General features: G+C 43.2%; 21 protein-coding genes. 13 read left to right on the forward strand and 8 right to left on the reverse strand.

The features are described from left to right. Nucleotides 1-14: 14 nt before the first annotated feature. Nucleotides 15-629 (reverse strand): SprT family zinc-dependent metalloprotease, encoded by a 615-nt coding sequence (locus tag V6984_RS11005; protein WP_342759827.1) that lies wholly within the window; start codon nucleotides 627-629, stop codon nucleotides 15-17. A 162-nt stretch (nucleotides 630-791) separates the two neighbouring features. On the opposite strand from V6984_RS11005, the gene V6984_RS11010 reads away from it, so the two are divergent. Further along, nucleotides 792-2147 carry a tetratricopeptide repeat protein gene (locus V6984_RS11010; protein WP_342759828.1) on the forward strand — a complete coding sequence of 452 codons (1356 nt, stop codon included), beginning with the start codon at nucleotides 792-794 and terminating at the stop codon, nucleotides 2145-2147. 13 nt (nucleotides 2148-2160) lie between these two features. Beyond that, on the forward strand, nucleotides 2161-2811 hold the full coding sequence (locus V6984_RS11015) for a thiamine diphosphokinase (RefSeq protein WP_342759829.1): 651 nt from the start codon (nucleotides 2161-2163) through the stop codon (nucleotides 2809-2811). Nucleotides 2812-2870: 59 nt separating this feature from the next. Here V6984_RS11015 and V6984_RS11020 read toward each other — a convergent pair whose 3' ends face one another. The 7 genes from V6984_RS11020 to V6984_RS11050 form a co-directional block, all read right to left on the reverse strand. Further along, the gene (locus tag V6984_RS11020; protein ID WP_342759830.1) at nucleotides 2871-3344 is read right to left on the reverse strand and encodes an acyl-CoA thioesterase; all 474 of its coding nucleotides are present in this window, start codon (nucleotides 3342-3344) and stop codon (nucleotides 2871-2873) included. A 36-nt stretch (nucleotides 3345-3380) separates the two neighbouring features. Further along, complete coding sequence (locus V6984_RS11025) at nucleotides 3381-4919, reverse strand: sodium:solute symporter family protein (RefSeq protein ID WP_342759831.1); 1539 nt, start codon at nucleotides 4917-4919, stop codon at nucleotides 3381-3383. A 65-nt stretch (nucleotides 4920-4984) separates the two neighbouring features. Beyond that, nucleotides 4985-6622, reverse strand: a complete 1638-nt coding sequence (locus tag V6984_RS11030) for a class I adenylate-forming enzyme family protein (protein WP_342759832.1) — start codon at nucleotides 6620-6622, stop codon at nucleotides 4985-4987. 344 nt (nucleotides 6623-6966) lie between these two features. Continuing rightward, nucleotides 6967-8739 (reverse strand): ABC transporter ATP-binding protein, encoded by a 1773-nt coding sequence (locus V6984_RS11035; RefSeq protein ID WP_342759833.1) that lies wholly within the window; start codon nucleotides 8737-8739, stop codon nucleotides 6967-6969. Further along, on the reverse strand, nucleotides 8729-10492 hold the full coding sequence (locus V6984_RS11040) for an ABC transporter ATP-binding protein (RefSeq protein WP_342759834.1): 1764 nt from the start codon (nucleotides 10490-10492) through the stop codon (nucleotides 8729-8731). Before V6984_RS11040 ends, V6984_RS11035 begins: the two co-directional genes overlap by 11 nt. 378 nt (nucleotides 10493-10870) lie before the next feature. Continuing rightward, a complete protein-coding gene (locus V6984_RS11045; RefSeq protein WP_342759835.1) occupies nucleotides 10871-11686 on the reverse strand; it encodes an ABC transporter permease in 816 nt (271 codons plus the stop codon). Next, a complete protein-coding gene (locus V6984_RS11050) occupies nucleotides 11649-12473 on the reverse strand; it encodes an ABC transporter ATP-binding protein (protein WP_342759836.1) in 825 nt (274 codons plus the stop codon). The genes V6984_RS11045 and V6984_RS11050 overlap by 38 nt, the downstream gene beginning before the upstream one ends. 181 nt (nucleotides 12474-12654) lie before the next feature. Between V6984_RS11050 and argH the strand changes: the two genes are divergently transcribed. From argH to V6984_RS11105, 11 genes are all read left to right on the forward strand, one after another. Next, on the forward strand, nucleotides 12655-14061 hold the full coding sequence (gene argH / locus V6984_RS11055; RefSeq protein WP_342759837.1) for an argininosuccinate lyase: 1407 nt from the start codon (nucleotides 12655-12657) through the stop codon (nucleotides 14059-14061). Between the two features lie 118 nt (nucleotides 14062-14179). Then, complete coding sequence (asd, locus tag V6984_RS11060; protein ID WP_342759838.1) at nucleotides 14180-15265, forward strand: aspartate-semialdehyde dehydrogenase; 1086 nt, start codon at nucleotides 14180-14182, stop codon at nucleotides 15263-15265. Nucleotides 15266-15422: 157 nt separating this feature from the next. Further along, nucleotides 15423-17144: a bifunctional diguanylate cyclase/phosphodiesterase gene (locus V6984_RS11065; RefSeq protein ID WP_342759839.1), complete on the forward strand. Its 1722-nt coding sequence runs from the start codon at nucleotides 15423-15425 to the stop codon at nucleotides 17142-17144. A 74-nt stretch (nucleotides 17145-17218) separates the two neighbouring features. Continuing rightward, complete coding sequence (locus V6984_RS11070) at nucleotides 17219-19276, forward strand: DNA topoisomerase (protein ID WP_342759840.1); 2058 nt, start codon at nucleotides 17219-17221, stop codon at nucleotides 19274-19276. A gap of 81 nt (nucleotides 19277-19357) precedes the next feature. Next, entirely contained in the window at nucleotides 19358-20026 is a 669-nt protein-coding gene (locus tag V6984_RS11075) for a UDP-N-acetylglucosamine pyrophosphorylase (RefSeq protein ID WP_342759841.1), read from the forward strand. A 245-nt stretch (nucleotides 20027-20271) separates the two neighbouring features. After that, nucleotides 20272-20964, forward strand: a complete 693-nt coding sequence (locus tag V6984_RS11080; protein WP_342759842.1) for a hypothetical protein — start codon at nucleotides 20272-20274, stop codon at nucleotides 20962-20964. A gap of 13 nt (nucleotides 20965-20977) precedes the next feature. Continuing rightward, complete coding sequence (locus V6984_RS11085; RefSeq protein ID WP_342759843.1) at nucleotides 20978-21988, forward strand: GGGtGRT protein; 1011 nt, start codon at nucleotides 20978-20980, stop codon at nucleotides 21986-21988. Between the two features lie 199 nt (nucleotides 21989-22187). After that, nucleotides 22188-22556 (forward strand): hypothetical protein, encoded by a 369-nt coding sequence (locus V6984_RS11090; RefSeq protein WP_342759844.1) that lies wholly within the window; start codon nucleotides 22188-22190, stop codon nucleotides 22554-22556. A 466-nt stretch (nucleotides 22557-23022) separates the two neighbouring features. Beyond that, nucleotides 23023-23145, forward strand: coding sequence for a hypothetical protein (locus V6984_RS11095; protein ID WP_342759845.1), 123 nt, complete (start codon nucleotides 23023-23025; stop codon nucleotides 23143-23145). Nucleotides 23146-23188: 43 nt separating this feature from the next. Continuing rightward, complete coding sequence (locus V6984_RS11100) at nucleotides 23189-24484, forward strand: methyl-accepting chemotaxis protein (RefSeq protein WP_342759846.1); 1296 nt, start codon at nucleotides 23189-23191, stop codon at nucleotides 24482-24484. Nucleotides 24485-24690: 206 nt separating this feature from the next. Beyond that, entirely contained in the window at nucleotides 24691-25860 is a 1170-nt protein-coding gene (locus V6984_RS11105; RefSeq protein ID WP_342759847.1) for a ComEC/Rec2 family competence protein, read from the forward strand. Nucleotides 25861-26201 lie beyond the last annotated feature (341 nt).

Genomic DNA, 26201 nt, shown 5'->3' on the forward strand with positions numbered 1-26201 from the left:
GCTGTCCCGAGCTATCAGGACAGCGTTAATTCATTTCCATGTTCTTTTAACCATTTTCTTCTTTCTTTGTAATCTGGAAGAATGGTCGCTACACAGCTCCAGAATCTTTCGGAATGATTCATATGGGCCAAATGGCAGAGCTCATGTACAATGACATAATCCAAAATAGCAGGAGGGGCCAGCATCAGCTTCCAGTTAAAGGATAAGGTTCCCTTGCTGCTGCAGCTTCCCCAGCGGGTTTTCTGTTCCCTCACGGAAATGCGGGAATAGCAACGGGGGAACAAGTCAGGATAAGCGGCAAGATAATAGTCGGCGCGCTTAGGAATATATTCTCTGGCGGCTTCTTTGTAACGCTTTTCGAGAGCGAGGCGCTGGGTCTGTGTATATTCGAAGGCCGGCCGTCTGCTCTTTCGCACTTCATATTCAGCCAGCCTATCCGTAATCCAGAACTGCTTCCCGCGCAATATCTGCTCCACTTCGCCGTCACTGACGTAAAGAGGAACCCTTATCGTCAGAATTCCGTTTTCGTTAAGAGAGATGGAGTAGGTCTTGCGCTTGCTTCGGAATACTTCATAGTCGGCTTGCACTGTCATATTTTTTTTGTTTTTTAATAAAATCATATCGCTCATAAAAAGCATTATAGCATTGTCAAGCTTACTTTTCTATGGTAGTATGAAAATTGTGTAAAAATTGTTTTTGAGGTTATAAGGTTGAAAGAATATTTTTCCTTCAACCTGAGATTTGTGTTACGCACAAAGTCTCCAGACTTTGAAAGAAGCATAGGTATAAATATGGGAAATGAAAATAAGAATAAAAAAACGAACGGGATAGAGACTTCCAGAGGCGAAAAAAGGGAGAGAAGGAGAAGAGTGAGACGCAGGATAGTCCTTCTTCAAAGAATCTTTGCTGTCATATTGGTACTTGCGGCCGCAGGGGGCTGCTTTGCTCTTATCTGGAATCTGCCGGCGCTTAAACTGGACAGAGAGTTAAAGGCAGGAGAGGAATACACTCAGGAGGAAGCTTTCGATGAAGCAATCGCATATTACGAAGAAGCATTGAAGATAGATTCCACTTCCGTCAAAGCATACCGCTATATGGCGAACGCATATTTTAGCAAGGAAGACAGTCAACAGGCAACGAAGGTACTTCTTGAGGGCTGGCAGAATACACAGGACGAAGGCCTGCTTAAGTATTATTGTACCACTATTTTGAACGAAGCGGTGGCGGAGATAAACGACGGTGCCTGCACCTTGGAGACTGTCCGGAAGATCTTGAGTGCACTTGAGATGGATGAGAATAATACGGATGCACTGGAGCTTATGAACACCGCTTACGAACGTGTTATTCTGGGATTTCAGGAGAAAAATGACACAGACTTTTTTTATGATGTGAATGGACAGGAGGCCTGCCAGTTTCTCCTTTATCAGCAGATAATGGATAAATTATTTGACATTTACGGGACAAGTTCTTCTGAAGATGTGAAGAATATTATTTTCAGATATGCCCTTATAGATGTTCCCGAACTAAAGATAAGCAGAACACATGCGGAAGCTTATCGTAGCCTTTTAGAGAAGGTATCGGCACTGGGAGAGAATGAAGCTGTAAACAGGCTGCTTTCCTGCCTGAATAAGGAAGAATCGGTTCAAAGCGTCTTTGCGGATATATTTGCCTCATTTGATGCCGGAAATTATGAGGCGGCTAAGGATTTTGTCGTTTCAGAAGACTATACACAGATTCGGGATGCGTTCATTAACGGCACGATGGAATACTGGAGCGGAGAAACCTATATACCGGTAAGCCGTGAGACGGTGATCCTGAAACAAACAGACGGAACATGGACCTTCCGGTTCCCGGAATTCGAGGACGATGAAACCACAGCGGGAATAATAACGGTATGGGGAAATAAGATGACAGACGAAGGAATTCAACGATCCTGTATTGCCTACGAACCGGCTAAGGAAGGAGAAAGCTATTTCCCTCATACGCAGTACGTCATCAGCTATATGTACAGCAATGTACAGAAGGAGAATTCTTTCGAGGCGGAGATGAATTATCATTTCGAGACGAGAACGTGGACGGAGGAAGGAATGACGACGGACATGATCGGTGACTGGGGCGGACCTTACCAGTGGGAGAAAACATATTAAAGGAGTGTCTGGATTGGGTGAAGGAAAGTGTATCGTAGTCGGGGCAGGAGATTTTACCCCCATAGAAATCAATAAAAAAGAAGGAGATTTCTGCATCGCGGTGGATGGCGGATATTTGTATTGCAAGCTGGTAGGGCTTGCAGTTGATCTGCTCATCGGCGACATGGATTCCATAGATGAGAACATCAGGCCGGAAATAGAGGCGATGAAGGAAGAAAATCCTGAAAAAGTTATCATGCTAAACCCTGAAAAGGATGATACGGATACCCTGGCAGCCCTGCGCATCGGTATGGAAAGGGGGTATAAGGACTTTCGCATATATGGGGCCATGGGCGGAAGGCTGGAGCATACCATCGCTAATATTCAATGCCTTAGCTTCTTGAAAAATAACGGCAGGAAAGCATATATCATGGATGCCAATGTAATGATGACCGTAATAAAAAGCGAATCCATAAAGTTTGATAAAGGAATGAACGGATTCCTATCGTTATTTTCGCTTGGAGAAAAGGCGAGAGGCGTTACGATAGACGGAATGAAATATCCGTTAAGGGAAGCCACGGTAACCAATGATTACCCTATTGGCATCAGCAATGAATTCATAGGTGAAGAGGGTGTGATAACCGTAGAAGAGGGAATGCTGCTTCTTATTGTTTCGTGGGCGTAAGAGAAAATACGTTTTGTAGAAAGTTCCTATACTATGTCGGTTAAAAAAAGAAGCGTTTTTTAAAACGCTTCTTTTTGTCTGTATTTACGCAAGTCGATACGTTTCTTCGCATTATCCCATTCCAACTGCTGTACTTCGCTTTCAATTAAGAGTCCATAGGGAATCGGTATGGGCCGCTGGTCATCGTCGAGGGCGACTAAAGTTAAAAAGGCCCGGTTGATCGGGCGGCGCATTCCGTCGATGCCTTCCACGTAAGAATCCACTCTTACCTCCATGGAAGTATTGCCTACATAGGTAACATGGCCGATGATAACAACCAAATCGTTAAGATAGGCGGCGCTTTTGAATTGAAGGTTATCGATGGAGGCGGTGGTGATCTGGGTACCGGCATGGCGCTTAGCCACGGTTCCTGCTACTTCATCGATCCAGGAAACGAGCTGACCGCCGAAAAGACGGCCTTCTCCGTTGATATCTTCATATTTCAAGAAGTGAATCTGTTCTGTTATAGAATCCTGAACGCGTTTTTTCTTCATATTATTTCTCATGCCTTTCTTATAGCCTGCGAACTTTTATTTTCCTAAATCTTCCTTTACGGGCACCTGAGTCGTTTTGTCATAGCAGGAGAAAGAGGCGTTTATGAAGGAAGCCTCCAGCTTAGGCGTAAACAAGCTGACAACGGGTACAAGGATAAGCCCTGCCACCATGGCGAACGCACCGGCATTGATGGGCGATTGTAAAATGGCGGGAAAGTAGCTGCGCAAGAGCAGGTTGCATATCATAAATCCTGAACCAAAGATGAACGCGGTCCATACGGACGCAGCAGTGGTTCTCTTCCAATATAAGCCGTAGAGGAAGGGCGCGAGGAATGATCCTGCCAAAGCACCCCATGATACGCCCATGAGCTGGGCAATAAACGTGATGTTCTGCTTGTACTGTATGACGGCGATCACCACGGAGATGGCGATGAACACTACAATAAGGATACGTATGCTTAAAAGCTGCTTTTTTTCGCTCATGTTTTTAATAATATTATCCTTTATAAAGTCAATTGTCAATGTGGAACTGGAAGCCATGACAAGAGAGGACAGCGTGGACATGGAAGCGGAGAGCACCAATATGATAACTAATCCCATAAGTGCAGGCGAAAGACTGGAAATCATGGTAGGAACGATGGAATCGTAACCCTCTGCTGCAATATTGCTGCGGTCCGAGTACAAGCGTCCGAAGCTGCCGAGGAAATAGCAGCCGCCGGAAATGACGATAGCGAAAAGTGTAGATATAATAGTTCCTTTTTTGATGGAAGCTTCGCTTTTAATGGAATAGAATTTCTGAACCATCTGAGGAAGTCCCCAAGTGCCCAGGGAGGTCAGAATCACCACCCCAAGAAGGTTTAACGGATCCGGACCGAAGAAGGAGGCGAACACTCCCGGCTGGGAGGATACTGTTTCATCGGTAAGAGCAGCGAGGCTGTTAATGGCTTCAGAAAAGCCTCCGTTGTTTTTTAAGATTGCAGCAATGACCGCTGTGATTCCAAAAAGCATGATAATGCCTTGAACGAAATCGGTAATGGCAGTAGCCATATAGCCACCGGCGATCACGTAGATACCGGTGAGTACAGCCATAATAATGATACAAACCGTATAATCGATGTTGAACGCCATTCCAAACAATCTGGAAAGCCCGTTGTACAAGGATGCGGTATAAGGAATCAAAAAGATGAATACGATGGCTGAAGCACAAATCTTCAGACGGTCGCTATGAAAGCGCCTGCCGAAAAATTCGGGCATGGTAGCGCTGTTCAGATGCTGAGTTATAATACGGGTTCGGCGGCCTAAGACTACCCATGCGAGCATGGAGCCTAACAGAGCGTTGCCGATGCCGATCCATGTGGCAGAAATGCCGTATTTCCAGCCAAATTGTCCGGCATAGCCGACAAAGATAACGGCGGAGAAATAGGAAGTTCCGTAGGCGAAAGCGGAAAGCCATGGCCCTACATTCCTTCCTCCCAAAACGAAGCCATTGACATCGGTGGCATGCTTTCTGCAATAAAAGCCGATGCCTATCATAATTGCAAAGAATAATATTAACATCGATAACTTTATAATCATAGTTTTACCCTCTCATAAGTGATATGAATTCATAAGTTACATGAATATGAATTGTTCGTATATTTTTAACCGCGGTTTTGAGCTGCTACAAGGTTTTCGCCGCAATATCTCTCCCGAAGCCTGGGCTTTTCGATCTTGCCGGTAGGATTGCGCGGTATATCTGCGAAGATAACCTTGTGCGGCCTTTTGTAGCGGGGAAGCTTGTGACAGAACTCATCGATTTCTTCCTTCGTGCATTCTGTGCCCGGCTTTAGGTCGATAATGGCCGCCGTAATTTCTCCGAGACGCTTGTCCGGCAGACCGATGACTGCAACGTCGTGAATGGCCTTGTGAGCGCGCAGAAAATCCTCGATTTGTACCGGATAGATATTTTCTCCTCCGCTGATTATGACATCCTTTTTCCTGTCTACGAGAAAGATGAAACCGTCCGCATCCTCCTGGGCCATATCTCCGGTAAATAGCCATCCGTCATCGGAGAGTACTTCCTTCGTGGCCTTTTTGTCGTTGTAATAGCAGGTCATGACACCGGGCCCCTTTACTGCAAGCTCACCAACTTCACCGTGAGTGACCGTGCAGCGGTTCTCATCCACGATTTTAATTTCCCAGCCATAACCGGCTTTGCCGATGGCCCCTACCTTATGAATATTTTCCACACCCAAATGTACGCAGCCGGGGCCGATGGACTCGCTTAAGCCGTAGTTGGTATCGTAGGCATGATGGGGAAAATAGTTCTTCCAATGCTTGATAAGGCTGGGCGGAACAGGCTGAGCGCCGATGTGCATAAGCCTCCATCCCGATAAATCGTAGTCCCCAAGGAAGATTCTTCCGCAGTCCAAGGCCTCCAGAATATCCTGAGCCCACGGAACGAGAAGCCATACGATAGTGCATTTTTCTTTGGATACCGCATCCAATATGTATTCAGGCTTCGTTCCTTTAAGCAGGACGGCTTTCCCGCCGGAAAGCAGGGAACCGAACCAGTGCATTTTCGCCCCGGTATGATAAAGCGGAGGAATACATAAGAAAACGTCATCTTTTGTCTGCCCGTGATGGTTTTGCTCCGTGAGACAGGAGTGCATCAGACTTTCGTGGTTATGTAAAATAGCCTTTGGAAATCCTGTGGTTCCAGAAGAAAAATAGATGGCGGCGTCATCTTCGTCTGTCAGGGGAATTACAGGAGATTGACTGGAGCAATTGGCGGTCAGCGAATTATAGTCCTCGGCGAAGCTGGGGCAATTTTCTCCCACATAGAACAAAAGGCGGTTCTTGCTGACGGAATCGGCATTCTCCTCCACACGGCCGATGAATTCAGGACCGAAAATCAAGACGTCCGCTTCGGCGAGATCCACGCAGTACTGGATTTCCTCGGAAGTATAGCGGAAGTTGAGGGGGACTGCCAAGGCACCGGTCTTTAGAATTCCGAAATAGATGGGAAGCCATTCCAGGCAATTCATAAGAAGAATTGCCACTTTATCACCCTTCCTTACGTTTCTGCCAAGCAGAAGATTGGCGAAGCGATTGGCCTTTTCGTTGAAGACGTTCCATGTGATCTCCCTGCGGTAGTGAGAAAGGGGATTCGGCTCCATCAACTCATATTCCTTCCATGTGACCCGGCGGTTTTCCTTCACCTCGGGATTGATCTCGACAAGACAGATATCTTCTCCGAATTTCTTACAGTTTTTTTCCAATAGATTAATGATAGGCATTTTAATATTTCTCCGTATGCAATAAATAATAGTTATTAATAATTTTTCGCGCTTTAACGCAATGCGCCAATAAAGTAAATAATACATGAATTAAGGGGAAAAGTCAACGAAAAAATAGTAAAAATGCTCATTAAAATAAGGAGAAATGCTTATAAGAATATATAAAAATACTAAAAAGCGCCCATATAAGAAATAAATATTACTGTTCACACAGAGAATATGATTCAGGAGATGATTTCTGCTTCGGGAAGCGAATTGAAATGCGGAAATCATGGGTTGCTGTGAACGGAGTGAACAGTAATAAGTAAATTCCTTATGGGCACTCAAAAAAATGTACCGAAAAATCAGCAATAAAACTGAGACATATATAAATTGTAGTAGAAGCCTCTTTTTTTCATTAACTCTGAGGGAGAACCCTCCTCGATAATGCGGCCGTTATCGATATAGAAGATACGATCGGCTTTCTGTATGGTAGACAGACGGTGGGCTACCACAAAAGAGGTACGTCCCTTCAGCAGGCTTTCGATGCCTGCTTGGACGAGAAGTTCCGTCTGCGTATCGATACTGGAAGTGGCTTCGTCCAGTATAAGTATCTTGGGCATAGACACCATGGTTCTGGCAAAGGCGAGGAGCTGTTTCTGTCCGCCGGACAAGCCGCCGCCGCGCTCGGAAAGCTCCGAATCATAGCCTTTTTCCATTTTAGAAATGAAGCTGTCGGCATGAACGGTTTTTGATGCCGTTACGATTTCCTCGTCGGACGCATCCAGCTTACCGTAGAGAATATTGTCCTTTATAGTACCTGAAAAAAGGAAGTTATCCTGCGTCATAATGCCCATCTGCTTACGAAGGCTTTCGATGGAAACTGTCTTCACATCGTGACCGTCCACATATACATTGCCTTGCTGCACATCGTAGAAGCGGCTGATCAGATTGACTATGGTCGTCTTACCGGCACCGGTAGGCCCTACGAGAGCGATGGTTTCGCCCGGTTCGACCGTAAAGCTCACATCATCCAACACCTTTGTAGTTCCGTCATAGGAAAAGGTGACATGCTCGAAGCATACTTTTCCTTCGATGGGGGGGATGTCGATAACCATATCTGCATCGGTAATTTCCGCGTTGGTGTCCATGATCTCGAAGACGCGCTCTGCGCCGCTTATATTCGTAATGAGCTGCGTATAAAAGTTACTCAGGTTCATAATCGGATGCCAGAACATGGAAATATAAGTACCGAAAGCGATGAGGATACCTACGGATACCTTATCAGTACCCAGTATCATAATGCCTGTATAATAGAGCATGACGGTACCGATACCCCAGCAGAAGTCGATGACTGAACCGAAGGCGTCGTTTAGACGGATGGCAGAGATAAAGGAATCCCTGTGTTCCTTCACCAGCCCCCGGAAGGTCTGCTTCGTTTCTTCCTCTGCAGTAAAGCTTTGAATGATACGTATGCCGGAAAAGTCTTCATGCACAAAGGCGTTTAGATTAGAAGACTTCTTCCTGAATATCTGCCATCTTTTATGGGAATATACCTGAATAAGAAAGAGGCATATTGCCATGAGCGGAGTACTGATCAAGGAAGCTGCCGCCAGTACCGGATTTTTAATAAACATAATGATTACTACGGCGCATATCGTAATGAAATCGGGAATCAGCGTCGTAACACAGTTAGAGAGCACGTCTTTTAAGGAGTTGATATCTCCGATGATGCGGGCGAGAATCTTTCCCGTAGGACGGCTGTCGAAAAAGTGAAAGTCCAAGGTCTGTATGTGGCTGTATAGATCCTGACGTATGGTAACGAGTATATTGTTACATACCTTAGCCATGACGTACATACGGATTTTGATGCCGATGACCATGAGGATATTAAGCGAGAGGGCAAAGCCTATGAGTTTGAACAGTCCTGCGACATTGCCCTTGGAAATATAATCATCCACAGCAGATTCCATAATCAGCGGATTCAAAAGGGAAACGAATACGCAGAAGGCCATAATGGCAAGCACCCCCAGTATTTCTTTCTTGTATGTTAAAAGATAGGAGAGGAGTCTGAGCAGAGTCTTTAGCTTGCTGACTTCTATCGTCTGCTCGTCGTCCTTAAATGAGTTAATTGGCATGTTGTTCACCTCCCTCGTATTGAGCTGCGTAAGTGGCATAGTAAAGCCCGCCCTTTTTAAGCAGCGTTTCGTGTGTCCCGCGTTCCGCAATAGCACCGTTATCCAGAACGATGATTTCGTCCGCGTTTATTACGGAACTGATACGGTGTGCAATAATTATTTTTGTGGTTTGTTCCAGCTCGCGCAGGGTCTGCTGTATCATCTGCTCCGTCTCCATATCCAAAGCAGAGGTAGAGTCATCCAGCACGAGAATAGGATTGCGTTTGGCCAGAGCGCGGGCTATGCTGATCCGCTGCTTCTGACCGCCGGAAAGACCTACGCCACGTTCTCCGATAACCGTTTCATACTGGTTATCCATCCGCTCGATGAAGTTGCTGGCCTGGGCTTCGAAAGAAGCCAGCTTTACAGCGGCGGTATCCAGGTAATCCCTTTTGCCTAGCTTTACGTTCTCGTTTATCGTATCTGAAAATAGGAATACATCCTGCATTACCAGAGAAATGTTTCCTCTTAGCTGTTTTAAACTCATATCTTCTATATTTATGCCGTCGATGCGGATAGAGCCGTCTGTAACGTCATAAAAGCGCTGCAGAAGATGAATGATAGAACTTTTTCCTGCTCCGGTAGCCCCCATGATGCCAATGGTCTTGCCTGCTTCCACACGGAAGGAGACATCGTTCAGGATGGATACTTTGGCGGTGGTGCCGGCATCCGTCTTGCTGAAGGAAACGTGGGAAAATTCTATTCCGCCCTTTACCTGTTCAAGAAGAATCGGCTCTTCCTTCTCGACGATGGTCGGAGTTTCCTTATAAATCTTGTTCAGCTTTCTGTTAGAAGCCACAGCGGAAGAAAAGCTGTTAGTCAGCCACCCCAGCATTTCCATAGGCCATACGATGTTCATGGAATATTCAACGAAAGCACTGAGGGAGCCTAAGGTAAGCTCCTTTTTCATCACGAGGACACCTCCGAATAACAGAACAAGGAGGGGAAGCAATTTCGTGATAAAGGAAAGATACGGATAGTAGGTTACAAAAATCCTGGACTGTCTCATATTGAGCTCGTAATACTTTTTGTTATGGGATAAAAATTTGCTGATTTCAAACTTTTCCCGCGCAAAAGCTTTAACGGTACGCACGCCGGCCAGGTTTTCTTCCGCCACCGTATTTAAAACAGCATTTTCCTCACTGATCGCTTCGTATACGGAGTCCAGCTTTCTTTCCATTATAATAGCAATGCTGCCGGCGATGATCATGAATGCAGTAGGAAGAAGCGCCAGCCTCGCATCCAGACTGAACATGCAAAAGAGCACGATGGAAGTATGGATAACGACTTCGATCATCAGCATTCCTACAAAGGTAAGACCGTCACCGATCCTGTCGATATCGTCCTTGATGCGAGCCATCAGCTCTCCGGTGTTGGTCCGTTCGAAGAAATCCGCACTCAGCGATTGAATGTGATCGAAGAGGTTGCGGCGCATTTTTGCAGTGATTTTTATACCGGCGACGTCGAAAGAGTATTCCTTGAGATATTGGAAAATACACCGTCCGATGCCGACGATAAGGATACCGCCTAAGAGATACATAAGCTTATCGGTCTGTCCGCCCACGATGACATCATCGATGATGCGCTTGGTGAGCTGCGGAGCTATCAGATCCAGCGAAACGCTGATAATCATGGCCAAGATAGCAAAAATATAAGTAAATTTATGCTCGAATATGTAGGCCGATAGCTTTTTTGTTGGATAATTCGTTTTCATAAGGTCCCTCCCCAGTTTAATCAATCAGGAAAAGAACGCGATGCGGACTTTTCTGATTTTAATATAAAAAGCCGCGGCAGAAAGTGCCGCGGCTTTAAATTTTGACGCAAAGCGAATAAAAAATGCGGTCAAATAAATCGGACCGCATCAGTAAACAAGATATATAAAGTAATATATCGAATCAATTATTCCTGTCACCGGAGGCAATTCCATTAAAACGGCTATTCAATTGAAGGCTGTTGTCTTTATCAAAATCAAAAGCATATATATTCGTCATAATTTCTTCCTCCTTTCCAAGTTTTATTAATTCGTAAATTTTCAGACGTACTATTAACATACTCTTTACGTGTTTGTTTGTCAATATATTTTTGGTTTAAATTATATTTTTTTCTTATAATAATATTCCAAAGCCTGAATCATCTGATACAAGCCCATGGCGATAAGGCACAGAATGATGATAGAGGTAATGACGAGATTCAGTTGAAAAACCTGAGAGCCGTAAATGATCAGATACCCAAGCCCTCTTCTGGCGGCGAGAAATTCACCTATGATGACGCCTACGAGAGCGAGGCCGATGTTCACCTTCATATTACTCAGAATAGTAGGGACGGAGCCGGGAAGGACTACCTTCATAAATGCGTCTTTTTTTCCTCCGCCCAGGGTATAAATCAATTTTATCTTTTCCTCGTCCACTTGCTTAAAGCCGGTATAAAGATTGATGATAGAGCCGAAGATGGCGACGGAAATGCCGGCTACAATAATGGTATTGATACCAGTCCCCAGCCATACGATAAATAAAGGGGCAAGAGCTGATTTGGGCAGGCTGTTCAAAATGACAAGGTAAGGCTCTAAAATCTCCGAGCATTTCTTGGAATACCATAAAATCGTGGCGGAAACCATACCTATCATAAAGACGAGGGCAAAGCTTATAATTGTTTCCAGCAGGGTGATACCAGTATTGGAAAAAAACGATAAATCCTTCACCATACCGATGAAGCAGGCCGCCACTTTGCTGGGACTGCTGAAAAAGAAAGTATCGATATATCCCTTACGTGCGGAAAACTCCCACAGGGCGAGAAAGAAAACGAGGATTAATAAGCGGGCGGCAGTGATGAGGTACTGTTGTCTGCGATGGGAACGCTCATATTTTTCCTGATTACTTAAGAGCTGCGGAACTTTGGATGTAGTTTTCATCAGAAATCTCCTTCCATAATTGATTGAAGTAACTTTGATATTCCGGCGCGTTTCTGGATGCCAGAGGCGAGTCCTCTGAAATTGTCAGATGGATGGGAATATCGCATTTGATCGTAGCAGGACGCTTGGACATGACGAGTATCCGGTCGGAAAGGCTAATCGCTTCGGATAAGTCATGAGTAATTAAGATAGCAGTTTTTCCGGTGGAGCGGATGATGTTGCATATATCTGAAGAGACAGAAAGTCTGGTCTGATAGTCGAGGGCGCTGAAGGGTTCATCCAAAAGCAGAATTTCCGGGTCCAGGACGAGGGTACGGATGAGGGCTGCACGCTGTTTCATACCGCCGGACAGCTCGCTTGGCTTTTTGTCTTTAAACTTATATAAGTCGTAATCCTTTAGCAGCTTTACTGCCTGGTCTATTTTGTCTTCGGTCAACTGACGGTTGATCTCCAGACCTAACAAAACGTTCTGGTAAACAGTCCTCCATTCAAACAAATGGTCGTGCTGGAGCATGTAGCCCATTTTAGGGCATAGCCCAGCCGTCTGATGTCTGGAGGCCTGCATTTCTCCTTGGGTGATATGAAAGAGTATCTCCCCGCTTTCCGGAACGAGCAGACCAAAGATGATTGATAATAATGTGGATTTTCCGCATCCGCTTGGGCCTGCGATAGCGACGAACTCGCCTTTCTCCACCTGAAACGATATATGTGACAGGGCGGGGGTTTCACCCTTTAAATTATGATAAGAATAAGAAATATCCTTTAATTCCAGTATTGGCTTATCCATAGAAATCCTCCTGTTATATATACCCTATTATATGAAGGAGTAAAAAACGGTGTGCAGTATACCGTTGAAATTTGACAAAGTATGTAATTTTTATGCAGAGGCAGAAACGGAAAAGATTGAAAAACCCGTTGAAATATGTTAGTATCAGAAACAAGGTTTAGATATTGTGGAGGAGAATACCATGGCACAGCTTTGGGGCGGACGTTTTACGAAAGAGACGGATAAGCTTGTATATAATTTCAATGCATCCATTTCTTTTGATAGAAAATTCTTTGAAGAAGATATAGAAGGAAGCATTGCGCACGTAGTAATGCTGGAGAAGCAGAATATTCTCACTGAAGAAGAGAAAAATGCCATTGTAAAAGGACTCACCGGCATCCGGCAGGATGTAAAGAGCGGAAAGCTCGTCATTACGGAGGAATATGAGGATATCCACAGCTTTGTGGAAGCTAATCTGATAGACCGGATAGGAGAAGCAGGAAAGAAGCTGCATACAGGAAGAAGCCGCAATGATCAGGTGGCGTTAGATATGAGGTTGTATACGAGAGCGGAGGTCTTGCATGTGGCGGAGGAGATTCAGGAGCTTCTCTCTACCCTGCTTACTATTATGGAAAATAATCTGGACACTTACATGCCCGGATTTACTCACTTACAAAAGGCGCAGCCGATTACGCTGGCACATCATATGGGAGCATATTTCGAGATGTTCAAAAGGGATAGTCTCAGGCTCAAGGATATTTATGCAAGGATGAACTACTGTCCGTTAGGAGCGGGAGCTTTGGCGGGGACCACCTATCCTCTCGATAGAGGATATACGGCGGCACTGATGGGCTTTGAAGGTCCGACCTTCAACAGCATGGATTCCGTTTCAGACAGAGATTATGTGATTGAATTTTTATCCGCGCTGTCCACGATTATGATGCATCTTAGTCGTTTTTGTGAAGAAATCATTATTTGGAATTCTAACGAATATCGTTTTGTTGAAATAGATGATGCGTATTCTACAGGAAGCAGCATTATGCCCCAGAAGAAGAATCCTGATATTGCGGAGTTAGTAAGAGGAAAGACAGGCAGGGTGTATGGGGCTTTAATCTCCATTTTGACCGTAATGAAAGGAATACCGCTTGCCTATAATAAAGATATGCAGGAGGATAAGGAACTGACCTTCGATGCTATCGACACGGTGAAAGGCTGCCTCGCTTTGTTTAACGGAATGCTAAGAACGATGAAGTTTAATGAGGAGGTCATGGCCGTCAGTGCGATGAACGGCTTTACCAATGCGACGGACGCAGCGGATTATCTGGTAGGCAAGGGAGTTCCGTTTAGAGATGCCCATGAAATCGTAGGCAGACTGGTGCTTTACTGTATAGACAAGAACACATGCATCGATGCTCTCAGTATAGAACAGCTGAAAGAAATCAGCCCGGTGTTCGAGGAAGATGTCTTCGATGCGGTGAGTTTAAAGACCTGTGTGGAAAAGCGTCTGACGATCGGCGCTCCGGGACAGAGAGCGATGAAAGAGGTTATTGCTATCAACATGGAATTTTTAAAAAATAGTTGGATGCAGGAGACAAGAGATAATTCATAATGTGGAGTATAAAGTGCGTAACAATCTGTAAGTATCAGGGGTAAATACTTTTTGACCCCGACATCATAATATATGAAAGATATGAAATTATTATATAGAAAGATGAGGAGAATGGAAAATGAGCGATAGGTTAAAGGTAGGTATTTTAGGCGGAACCGGTATGGTTGGGCAGAGATTTATCTCTTTGCTAGATAACCATCCATGGTTTGAGGTGACAGTAATTGCGGCAAGTCCCAGATCTGCAGGAAAGACTTATGCGGAGGCGGTAGGCGACAGATGGAAAATGACTACGCCTATGCCGGAAGCCGTAAAAAATATTGTTGTAATGAACGTAAATGAAGTAGAAAAGGTTGCGGCGGGAGTAGACTTTGTGTTCAGTGCCGTAGATATGACGAAGGATGAAATTAAGAAGATCGAAGAAGAATATGCTAAGACGGAGACTCCCGTAGTTTCTAATAATAGTGCTCACAGATGGACTCCTGATGTGCCGATGGTAGTGCCGGAAATCAATCCTGAGCATATGAAAGTTATCGATTTCCAGAAGAAGAGACTTGGCACGACGAGAGGTTTTATCGCGGTAAAGCCCAACTGCTCCATCCAAAGCTATGCGCCTGTGCTTACCGCATGGAAGGAATTCGAGCCCTACGAGGTGGTTGCCACCACTTATCAGGCAATTTCCGGAGCAGGCAAGAACTTCAAAGACTGGCCTGAGATGGAAGGCAATATCATTCCTTATATCGGCGGAGAAGAAGAAAAGAGCGAAAAAGAGCCCCTTAGAATATGGGGAGAAATCAAGGACGGAGAAATCGTTCCCGCGGTTTCACCCGTCATTACCTGCCAGTGTATCCGCGTTCCTGTTTTGAATGGACATACGGCGGCTGTTTTCGTAAAACTTAAGAAAAAAGCTACTAAAGAACAGCTTATTGAGAAGCTGATTAACTTCAAAGGAGAACCTCAGGAGCTTGAGCTTCCCAGCGCACCTAAGCAGTTTATCCAATATCTGAAGGAGGATAACCGTCCTCAGGTGACTGCGGACGTGGATTACGAAAAGGGAATGGGTGTGAGCGTAGGACGTTTAAGAGAGGATAACGTATACGATTGGAAGTTTGTGGGACTGTCACACAATACGGTTCGCGGAGCTGCCGGTGGGGCGGTGCTTTGCGCAGAGCTTTTGAAGGCACAGGGTTATATTACAAAAAAATAAGATAATGATAAATATTTATTGTATTTTGTGGGAAATATGATAAATACGGGGTATAGCATATCTTCAGCAGTGAAGTGATTAATATTGATGTAATCATAATATTGACGTAATCAATATGGAAGATGGAGAAAAAATGTATTGAGAAGGGTGACAGCAAATGGATGAATTACAGTATCAATTTGAACTGCTTAATGCGATGAATCAGAAATTAAGCATCGATGAGAAAATGTTTCAAATGCTCTGTAATACATCGAGCAGCGCATTTTTATATTACAGCTTCGAGGACGATATCGTAAGGACGTTTGGCAATTGGAAATTTTTCTTTAAGGTGAGTATTCATGAAGTAAGGGACATTTCGGGCATTTATGATTTCATAGATGACAAATATGTTCTTCAGCTTAGAGAGCTTTTATTTATTGAAAAAAAGGGGCGAAAAAGCGAAAGTGCTGTAATCCGCATGAAGGACGGCGTCTGGGTGGAATGCGAGACCGCAGTCACATATGATGAGAACGAGAACCCGAAGGAGAAAGTAATCCGGTTTAAAAACATTACGAAGTTCAAAAATCAAAATGAAGAATTGATGTATATGGCGTACTATGACGTATTGACCGGGCTCTACAACCGGAATTATTTCATACGTCTTTTGGGAGATTATGTAAGAAAAGCGGAAGAGGAACGCGCTGCGGTAGCGGTCATGTTCATAGACATCGACGATTTTCGCAAGATCAACGATGGTCTGGGAATTGTAATAGGGGATGAAATTGTTCAGCAGTTTGGCCAGTTTCTGTCTACCTTTAAGAATAATAACGTAATTGTGTCTCATTTTAACAGCGATATTTACTGTATCGCCATTTACGATCCTTGCGGAGCCAGAAGTGTAGAGCATATATTCCGCATGATACATGAGCGCCTGCATAAGCCTTTTGCCCTTAGTAACGGGATGGAAGTGAGCGTTACGGTAAGTATGGGAGTTGCGGAATATCCCGAAGCGGCGAAGACTACGCTTGAGCTTATCAACTGTGCTGAAATCGTAATGTTTAAGGCTAAGAGCACGGGTAAGGACTCTATACAATACTTCGATGCGCCTATACTGAATGATTTTCTGCAGAATGTAATCATTGAAAATAAGTTGAAAGAGGCTGCCTTCAATCAGAATTTCATGATGTATTTTCAGCCCCAGTACCATGCCAAGGATAAGAAGCTTCGGGGCGTGGAGGCGCTGATTCGCTGGAGAGACGATGACGGGCATATGATAAGCCCCTCCGTATTCATACCGATTGCGGAGAAAAACGGGACAATCATTCCCATAGGCACCTGGGTAATTGAGGAGAGCATTCGTATCTATTCCCAGTGGAAGAAGAAATATAAGTCAGAATTGATTCTTTCCTTGAATATATCGGCTATTCAGTACAGAAAATCGGATTTTGTAAGTAAATTGATGAAGATCTTGAAAAAATACGATGTGAGGCCTACAGAGGTGGAGCTGGAGATTACTGAGAGTGTGTTAATTGATGATTTTGGAGAGATTACGAACAAGCTCGTCACTTTAAGAAGCTATGGAATCCGTATTTCTTTAGATGATTTCGGAACGGGGTATTCCTCCCTTTCTTATTTGAAAGGACTTCCCATCGACACGTTGAAAATAGACAAGTCGTTTATCGACACGGTGGTCTCTGACGATAATACGAAGATAATTACGGAGTCCATTATTTATATGGTCAAGAAACTAGGCTTTGAAACGGTGGCCGAAGGTGTGGAGACGAAGGAGCAGTTTGAATATTTGAAATCCATTGAGTGCGATAACATTCAAGGATTCTTTTTAGGAAAGCCGATGCCCTCTGACGAGGTTGAGGAATTACTTAAATACACTGCGGTATAAAAATTGTTTATAGCAAGCCCTGTCATTTTTATGGCAAGGGCTTGTTGCAAGAGAGGATAGTTTTTTAATATTTCATGGGAAAAAGTTTATATATTGCGGAGAAGCCCAGCGTGGCGAGAGAGTTCGCGAAAGCGTTAAAATTGAATATGAGCAACAGGGACGGCTACATGGAATCGGAGGAAGCGATCGTAACATGGTGTGTAGGTCATTTAGTAACCATGAGTTATCCTGAGGTTTATGACGAGAAATACAAGAGATGGTCTTTGGCTACACTGCCTTTTATTCCCGGAGAGTTTAAGTACGAAGTCATTGAAAATGTCAAAAAGCAATTTACGATCGTAAGCGGGCTTTTGAACCGCACGGAGGTGGACACCATTTATGTCTGCACTGACTCCGGGCGGGAGGGAGAGTACATATATCGTCTGGTGGAGAAACAGGCAGGAGTAAGCGGAAAACAAAGGAAGCGTGTGTGGATCGATTCCCAGACGGAAGAGGAAATATTGCGCGGCATACGGGAGGCGAAGGATTTGTCTGCCTATGATAATCTTTGCTCTGCAGCCTACCTTCGGGCGAAGGAGGATTATCTCATGGGAATCAATTTCTCGCGGGTGCTCACTTTGAAATACAGCAATTCCATTAAGTCGTATCTGAAAACGGACAAGGCGGTGGTTTCCGTAGGAAGAGTCATGACTTGTGTCCTGGGTATGGTAGTCAACAGAGAGCGGGAAATCCGCAACTTTGTGAAGACCTCCTTCTATCGGGTTATAGCCGGAGTGGAGACGGAGGGAAGGAGCTTCGATTGCGAATGGAAAGCGGTTGAAGGGACGAAATATTTTAATTCGCCGCTTCTTTATAAGGAAAATGGCTTCAAGGAAAAAAAGACCGCTCAGGAGCTCATTAATGCATTGGAGGAGACTCTCAGGGCAGTACCGGTCATAGAAGCTGTAGAGAAGAAAAAGGAGACGAAAAATCCACCTCTCTTGTATAATCTGGCGGAGCTTCAAAACGACTGCTCCAAATATTTCAAAATAAGCCCCGACGAAACGCTGCGCGTCGTACAGGAGCTATACGAAAAAAAGATGGCCACTTATCCGAGAACAGACGCCAGAGTATTGTCGACTGCGGTGGCAAAAGAGATATACAAGAATATAAGCGGACTCAAAGGCTATTCCCAGACAGCAGAGCTTGCTGAAGAGGTGCTTCAAAAGGGTACCTATAAGAACATCGCCAAGACCAGATATGTGAACGATAAGCAGATCACCGATCACTATGCTATCATTCCCACCGGGCAGGGGCTTGGAAATCTGGGAAGCTTAAGCCCTACAGCAGCTAAGGTCTATGAAATTATCGTCAGACGTTTTCTCTGTATTTTTTATCCGGCGGCCGTGTATCAAAAAATTGCTTTGACCATAGGAATGAAGGAAGAGAGATTCTTTGCCAGTTTCAAGGTATTAGCTGACCCGGGATATTTAAGGGCGGCGGAATTCTCCTTCGCTAAGAAGAAGGAGGAGAGCAGTAAAGCTCCGGAACGCAAGGATGCAGAGAATAAAGAAGCGGGTGCGGAAGAAGGGGAAGGCCAAGAGGAAGGAAACGATACGAAAGATCCTGAATTCATGGCCATGCTCAGGCGGCTGAAAAAAGGTGATGAGCTGTCCTTAAAGGGATTTGAAATCAAGGAAGGAGAGACATCTCCGCCCAAACGCTATAACTCCGGAACGATGATACTTACCATGGAAAATGCAGGCCAGTTCATCGAGGACGAAGAACTGCGCGCCCAGATAAAGGGAAGCGGCATCGGAACTTCCGCTACGCGGGCCGAGATACTGAAGAAATTGGTAAATATTAAATATTTGTCACTGAATAAAAAGACTCAGATCATTACCCCCACCCTGATGGGTGAGATGATATACGATGTTGTGGCGGGGGCCATAAGGCCGTTGCTAGACCCGGCCCTTACCGCCAGCTGGGAAAAGGGACTGACACTTGTGTCGGAAGGAAGCATTACGGAAGATGAATATATGCGTAAGCTTGATGATTTCGTAACACGAAGGACGAACAGCGTAAAGCAGATGGAAAACCAGTCCACACTTTATATGCAGTTCGATATAGCGGCAAAGAACTATAAAAAGTGAAGTTTGCCCACAGGGCGCAATATGTTTCACAAGGTGAAGTAAACTTCGTTTTAAGAAAGGCAAAAAAGAGGAGGAAATGCGATGGAACAATTTAAGATTGAAAATTTGTATACGCTTTCGGAGACAATTGCTTCGGAGATTTTTGAAGGAGTCATCTATCCGTGGGAGGTATTGCCCAAAATCAAAGACTTTATCGTGAAGCTGGGAAATTCTCTGCCCGAAGATAAGTATGAGAAAAGAGGGGAAAACGTCTGGATCGCAAAATCAGCAACCGTTTTTCAAAGCGCTTACATTGCCGGTCCTGCAATTATCGATGAGGATGCGGAGGTACGTCACTGTGCATTTATCAGAGGAAATGCCATCGTGGGCAAAGGCTCGGTAGTGGGAAACTCTACGGAACTGAAAAATGTTATTCTTTTTAATAAGGTTCAGGTGCCTCACTACAATTATGTGGGCGACAGCGTACTTGGGTTCAAGGCACATATGGGAGCCGGTTCTATCACCTCCAACGTAAAAAGCGATAAGACGCTGGTGGTGGCAAAAGCTGAGAACGGCTGTATCGAGACCGGCCTTAAGAAGTTCGGAGCGATGTTGGGCGATATGGTAGAGGTAGGCTGTAATTCTGTACTGAATCCGGGAACGGTGATAGGGAAAAATTCCAGCATATATCCAACCTCCTCTGTGAGGGGTTATATTCCTCCGGACAGCATTTATAAAGATAAGGGCGAGGTCATTATAAGGAATCTGTAAAAGTTCCCAAAAATGTTATGGCCAGCATAGCAGAGGGACTTCGAGGTATGAAAAAGAGAAAGACATCATTTATATATACGATATTAAGCAAGCTTTAAAGAGATGAAAATTTTGGCCGTCTGTTTCAGAATAAAAAATATGGTGTTATTTGAAAATGTACTGGATTTTTTGTAGAAAGTATGCGAGAATAGTAGTTGCGATTATGACAAAATATTCACGAGTTACATATTGAAAGGAGTTTTCACATGATTTATTCAAAGGAAGTTGAAGAAATGTGTACGGTAGCACAAGGCGTAAATCACGGCTGTGCTCCTATCCCAGAAGAAGCAAAATGGGTTAAGGCGAAAGATGTAAAGGATATTTCCGGTTTGACACACGGTGTAGGCTGGTGTGCTCCTCAGCAGGGCGCTTGCAAGCTCACACTTAATGTTAAGGAAGGTATTGTTCAGGAAGCTCTGATAGAGACTATCGGATGTTCAGGAATGACTCACTCCGCAGCTATGGCAGCTGAAATTTTACCGGGCAGAACAGTTATGGAAGCGTTGAATACGGACCTCGTATGCGATGCTATCAATACTGCTATGAGAGAATTATTCTTACAGATCGTTTACGGAAGAACCCAGAGCGCATTTTCAGAAGACGGACTTCCGGTTGGTGCAGGTCTTGAAGACTTAGGAAAAGGACTTAGAAGTCAGGTTGGTACTATGTACGGTACTTTAGAGAAAGGTCCTCGTTATCTTGAAATGGCAGAAGGCTACGTAACGGGCATCGCGCTCGATGCGGAAGACCAGATTATCGGTTATCAGTTTGTAAGCCTTGGCAAAATGACAGATTTCATCAAAAAGGGCGATGATCCGAACACAGCTTGGGAGAAGGCAAAGGGCCAGTATGGACGTGTTGCTGATGCTGTTAAGATTATCGATCCGAGAGAAGAATAGGAGGACATAAAAAATGGCATTATTTGAATCTTATGAAAGAAGAATTGATAAAATTAATTCCGTATTGAACAGCTATGGAATCTCTTCTATCGAAGAAGCGGAAAAAATCACAAAAGACGCAGGTCTTAACGTATATGATCAGGTAAAGGGCATTCAGCCTATTTGTTTTGAGAACGCTTGCTGGGCTTACATCGTAGGTGCCGCAATCGCAATCAAAAAGGACTGCAGAAAAGCAGCGGATGCTGCTGCTGCAATCGGTGAAGGTCTTCAGGCTTTCTGTATTCCCGGCTCCGTTGCGGATACCCGTGTGGTAGGTCTTGGTCACGGCAACTTAGGTAAGATGTTATTGGAAGAAGAGACAGAATGTTTCTGTTTCCTTGCAGGACATGAGTCCTTTGCAGCTGCAGAGGGTGCTATCGGTATCGCTGAAAAGGCTAATAAGGTACGTAAGAACCCCTTAAGAGTTATTCTTAACGGACTTGGAAAAGATGCTGCTCAGGTAATTTCCAGAATTAACGGCTTTACCTTTGTTGAAACAGAGTATGATCCTTACACCAATACGGTTAAGGAAGTATATAGAAAATCTTATTCCGAAGGACTTCGTGCGAAAGTTAACTGCTATGGAGCTAACGATGTATGCGAAGGTGTTGCTATCATGCACAAAGAGGGTGTTGATGTTTCCATTACAGGTAACTCAACCAATCCGACAAGATTCCAGCATCCGGTTGCAGGTACATACAAAAAAGAATGTATCGAACAGGGTAAGAAATACTTCTCCGTTGCATCCGGCGGCGGTACAGGACGTACACTTCACCCGGACAACATGGCGGCAGGTCCTGCTTCTTATGGTATGACTGATACTATGGGACGTATGCACTCTGACGCACAGTTCGCCGGTTCTTCTTCCGTACCGGCTCACGTAGAAATGATGGGGCTTATCGGAGCAGGTAACAACCCGATGGTTGGTATGACGGTTGCTGTTGCGGTTTCCATCGAGGAAGCAGCTACAGCTGGCAAGTTCTAATCAAATAGTTGATTTACAGGGTTTCTCAAGCCATAGTCCGGCTTGGGGAACCCTGTTTTTTTGTACAGACTTGGTAACTCATTCAAAAAACAATTAATATTTTAGAAACAATACTTAAATACAGCTTAAATATTTAGACAGTATTCTTTCCTTATCAAATAAATAATAACCCATTAGAAGAGGGAGAGAGGAATGTCAAATGAAAAAAAGTAATTTTGTAGCAATGATTTTAGGAACAATAGGAGGTATTTTGTTTGCACTTGGAATGTGCATGTGCCTGATATTGGAATGGAATGCTTTTAAGCAAGGGCTTATTGTAGGAATTATAGGTGTCATTGTACTATTAATTACAATATTGATATGGAGACGGATGGAAAATAAAGAACCGATAAGGCTGTCAGGAAAGATAATAGGCGGACTGCTTATAGGTATTATCGGAGCGTTATTGTTGGGAATTGGGATGTGCCTCGTTATGGTATGGAGTAATCTGATATTGGGAATTGCAATAGGTATTGTTGGAATTGCAGCGCTGCTTTGCTTAATACCCTTCATAAAAGGATTGGAATAAGAACAGCGGTATATGCGGTAAAAGGCGGAATAACAAAGGAGAGGTGAAAGTATGTTGAGTAAGATTATAGCTGCGGCAGTTATGGTAATTATGGTAGTCACAACAGTTAATATCATAAGAAACAAAAGATAATAATAAATATGCAGTGTTAAATGAAAAATATAGAATAAAACGTTCGGAGAAATCCGGACGTTTTTTATCTTATAGTATTAGGGTGTCAAAAGGTCCTTTTGCAAACGTCTCAAGTCAATATGCTCAAAACAAAAAGACTCCTGCTCCGAATTCCAATATTTTTGTTCTATGCACAATTTCTAGAGGAAAGGACAATTAATATTTCTTAAACAATTCATAAATAATTTTTAAATAATAAATAAATATAATACACTCAAACAATTATATAGAATATTGCTTACTGCGCCTGTCAGAGATTATATAGAGAGAACGCAGTAGATGGAAGGAGGAGAAAATGAAAAAAAGAAATATCATTTGGTTAGGTTTGATATTGGCAGTTTTCTGCTTTATGGCCAAAGCGATTTATTCTATGTTGGATTGGGAAATAAGGCACATAAGTTTTGAAAATTTAAGTTAAGTAAGAACAATAATTATTTATTAATATCTGGAGAGGTGGTTTTATGGCAGAAAGAGTTAAAAATAAGAAGCGGCCCAGGAGGGTCAAAAAAAGTATTAGAAATCAGATCATTGCAACTGCATTGTGTCCATTGCTTGCGATGTCAACATCTGTTTCCGTATTAGCGATGAATGGGTTTAATGAAATGCTGATTGCTAATATAATTGCTTTTATATTGTTTGTAGGTGTTATTCAGCTGGCATTGGTTACGAGAAATATTGTAGGACCTTTGCGGAAAATTGAAGAGTATATGCTGCAGTTGTCTGACGGAGATCTTAATATTGAGGTGGACAAGAAGATAAGCAAACGAGAAGATGAAATTGGCGTTATGTTTGAATCGATGATGGCGCTGAGCCAAAAACTAAATAATTCCATGACGGATATTCAACTGATTTCGGAAAAGCTGATTAGTTCAGAAGCAGTATTGGGAAAGACAGTAGAGGAAACGAATATAGCTACAGAACAGATAGGCTCTGCTATGAAAAGAATTACCGGTGATACCAAAAAGCAAAGTGATAACATGAATAAGGCATCCGTACATATTGATGAAATAGGCAGCATGATCGACAATATTCTGAGAAGTATACAACACTTGGAAGAAACCTCGGGAGGAATGAAAGAAGATGGAAGGCAATCTGTGAAAAATATGAATGATCTTGATGAATCAAATAAGAGAACGAATTATGCGATTGAACGAATCAGTCAACAGGTTGATCTAACATATGAAGCTGCTGCTCAGATTAATTCTGTACTTCAAATGATCGCAGGCATTTCAAAACAGACGGGATTATTGGCGTTAAATGCCAGTATAGAGGCAGCGAGAGCAGGAGAACACGGTGCAGGATTTTCGGTAGTTGCGGAAGAAATTAGTAAGTTGGCAAGCCAATCCAGCGAATCAACAAAGCAGATTGATGAAATTGTTGGAGATCTTTCGACAGAATCGGGGAAAATGCTCGTGATTATGGATGAAGTATTAACTGATGTGGAAAAACAAAAAACAAAGCTTTTAGAAACACAAAAGCACTTTGAAAAAGTAAATGAAGGAATTGAAGATTCGTTGCAAGAAATATCTGAAATACGGGAACGCACGCAAGTATGCAATGTCGAAAAAGATAAAATCATAGAAAATATTGAAGGCCTGAGAAATGTGTCGGAAGAAAGTGTTGAATCTACGCTGCATACACAAAAAGCAGTTATTGAATTAAGCAAAAATATTGATGAAGTAGAATCTATGGCTGTAAAGTTGAGTAATTATGCGGAAAGACTCGATAATCACTTGCAGTATTTTTCGATCAAGTAAATCTTGATGATGGATATTTACAAATTATATGATAACTATCAGGGACAGCCGCCTAACTATGTCAGAGCAGGGCGGCTATTCTCTGTTTGTGCCTCTACTGTTTAATGTAACAATCCAAAAAGCATGCCAACGATAAATAATGGTAATAGTATATTTTATCAAAATATGATATTATATTACCAAATATAAAAGGGGGGAATTTCATAATGAAAAAATTTCTAGTGCTATTGTCGGCACTTTTAATATCAATATCTTTGTATGGCAGTACATCTGAAGCAAAAACCCAAACAAATAATAAAGTAACTCAAATTGATAAACTGGAAGTCCATTATATTGATGTTGGGCAAGGGGATGCCACATTAATTAAGTGTGGTGATTCGTCCATGCTCATAGATGCCGGGGGAGATGATAAAGGGACTCTGGTACAGAATTATATTAAGAAGCAGGGAGTAAAAAGTCTCGATTATTTGATTGTCACACATCCTGATTCAGACCATTGCGGCGGGGCAGATGTTATCATAACCAAATATGACATTGGTAAGGTCATTATGCCCAATTATGCAAAAGATACAGCCACCTATCGTGATGTAATAAAGGCAATGGATAATAAGCGGTATAAAGTGACTGATCCGGTTGTCGGTGACACCTATGAGCTGGGTGATTCAGAATTTACGATAATTGCTCCGAATAAAGAAGATTATGGGGATGCAGCCAATAATTATTCTGTTGGTATCTTGCTTTCCCATGGAGATAAAAAGTTTCTATTTACCGGTGATGCAGAGGAAGAGGCCGAGGGGGATATTCTCGATAATGGAATCGATATATCCGCCGATGTCTATAAAGCAGGGCATCATGGCAGTAAAACATCTTCCACACAAGATTTTGTAGAAGCCATTGATCCGGAATATGCAGTGATAAGCTGCGGAGAAAATAATGAATATGGGAATCCCGATGCAGCAACGCTGAATACCTTAAGAGCTTTAAACGTAAAAGTATTCCGTACGGATGAACAAGGATCATTAATCGCTACTTCCGATGGGAAAAAGATTACCTGGAATGCAGCCCCTTCCGAAACATGGAAAGCGGGAGAGCCTACGAAAGCGAGTAATATAAAATCAAATAGTAATAAATCCAGTGCAGCCGCAGTACCAAAGGCTGAAACGAAACAGCAGGAATCCACACCGGCTGTTGAAGAACCAAAGCAGGAAGTGCAGCAGGATACCAATTCACTTACCTATGTGTTAAACGTAAAAACAATGAAATTTCATTTGCCGAGCTGCAGTTATTTACCAACTACAAATAGGAGCGATTCAACTCTGAGTCGGGATGAGATTATTGGACAAGGATATGTTCCTTGTAAAAAGTGTAATCCATGATAGTTGCATTATAGGAATAATAAATGTTGAAAATAACAAAAATCAAAATATAGAGATTTCGTTTGATCTATAGGGTGTAGAATTTTAAATTTTATATATGGTCTTATATATACATGCCTTACAGATTTGCTTTTTTCTCAATGCTATGTTATGCTTAAGAAAGTTAAATATAAAAGAACCGTCTTTGAGAAGGGCTTTTGATATTGCGCTGATTTGCGTACTATGAAAAGCCCTTCTTTTTTATAAGACATCAATTTTTCAACAATAGGATGAGTTAAGATGAATAATATTTTGACACAAAAGCGCGACGCATTATTTGTGGTGTAGGATTGAAGGAATCG

It is taken from the genome of Kineothrix sp. IPX-CK, from assembly GCF_039134705.1.
Classification (GTDB): Bacteria; Bacillota; Clostridia; order Lachnospirales; family Lachnospiraceae; genus Kineothrix; species Kineothrix sedimenti.

Excerpts from the sequence above, each read along its gene's own strand:
- V6984_RS11005 (WP_342759827.1), bottom strand. The coding sequence starts at position 629 with ATGAGCGATATGATTTTATTAAAAAACAAAAAAAATATGACAGTGCAA.
- V6984_RS11010 (WP_342759828.1), top strand. The coding sequence starts at position 792 with ATGGGAAATGAAAATAAGAATAAAAAAACGAACGGGATAGAGACTTCC.
- V6984_RS11020 (WP_342759830.1), bottom strand. The coding sequence starts at position 3,344 with ATGAAGAAAAAACGCGTTCAGGATTCTATAACAGAACAGATTCACTTC.
- V6984_RS11025 (WP_342759831.1), bottom strand. The coding sequence starts at position 4,919 with ATGATTATAAAGTTATCGATGTTAATATTATTCTTTGCAATTATGATA.
- V6984_RS11030 (WP_342759832.1), bottom strand. The coding sequence starts at position 6,622 with ATGCCTATCATTAATCTATTGGAAAAAAACTGTAAGAAATTCGGAGAA.
- V6984_RS11035 (WP_342759833.1), bottom strand. The coding sequence starts at position 8,739 with ATGCCAATTAACTCATTTAAGGACGACGAGCAGACGATAGAAGTCAGC.
- V6984_RS11040 (WP_342759834.1), bottom strand. The coding sequence starts at position 10,492 with ATGAAAACGAATTATCCAACAAAAAAGCTATCGGCCTACATATTCGAG.
- V6984_RS11045 (WP_342759835.1), bottom strand. The coding sequence starts at position 11,686 with ATGAAAACTACATCCAAAGTTCCGCAGCTCTTAAGTAATCAGGAAAAA.
- V6984_RS11050 (WP_342759836.1), bottom strand. The coding sequence starts at position 12,473 with ATGGATAAGCCAATACTGGAATTAAAGGATATTTCTTATTCTTATCAT.
- argH (WP_342759837.1), top strand. The coding sequence starts at position 12,655 with ATGGCACAGCTTTGGGGCGGACGTTTTACGAAAGAGACGGATAAGCTT.
- asd (WP_342759838.1), top strand. The coding sequence starts at position 14,180 with ATGAGCGATAGGTTAAAGGTAGGTATTTTAGGCGGAACCGGTATGGTT.
- V6984_RS11065 (WP_342759839.1), top strand. The coding sequence starts at position 15,423 with ATGGATGAATTACAGTATCAATTTGAACTGCTTAATGCGATGAATCAG.
- V6984_RS11070 (WP_342759840.1), top strand. The coding sequence starts at position 17,219 with ATGGGAAAAAGTTTATATATTGCGGAGAAGCCCAGCGTGGCGAGAGAG.
- V6984_RS11075 (WP_342759841.1), top strand. The coding sequence starts at position 19,358 with ATGGAACAATTTAAGATTGAAAATTTGTATACGCTTTCGGAGACAATT.
- V6984_RS11080 (WP_342759842.1), top strand. The coding sequence starts at position 20,272 with ATGATTTATTCAAAGGAAGTTGAAGAAATGTGTACGGTAGCACAAGGC.
- V6984_RS11085 (WP_342759843.1), top strand. The coding sequence starts at position 20,978 with ATGGCATTATTTGAATCTTATGAAAGAAGAATTGATAAAATTAATTCC.
- V6984_RS11090 (WP_342759844.1), top strand. The coding sequence starts at position 22,188 with ATGAAAAAAAGTAATTTTGTAGCAATGATTTTAGGAACAATAGGAGGT.
- V6984_RS11095 (WP_342759845.1), top strand. The coding sequence starts at position 23,023 with ATGAAAAAAAGAAATATCATTTGGTTAGGTTTGATATTGGCAGTTTTC.
- V6984_RS11100 (WP_342759846.1), top strand. The coding sequence starts at position 23,189 with ATGGCAGAAAGAGTTAAAAATAAGAAGCGGCCCAGGAGGGTCAAAAAA.
- V6984_RS11105 (WP_342759847.1), top strand. The coding sequence starts at position 24,691 with ATGAAAAAATTTCTAGTGCTATTGTCGGCACTTTTAATATCAATATCT.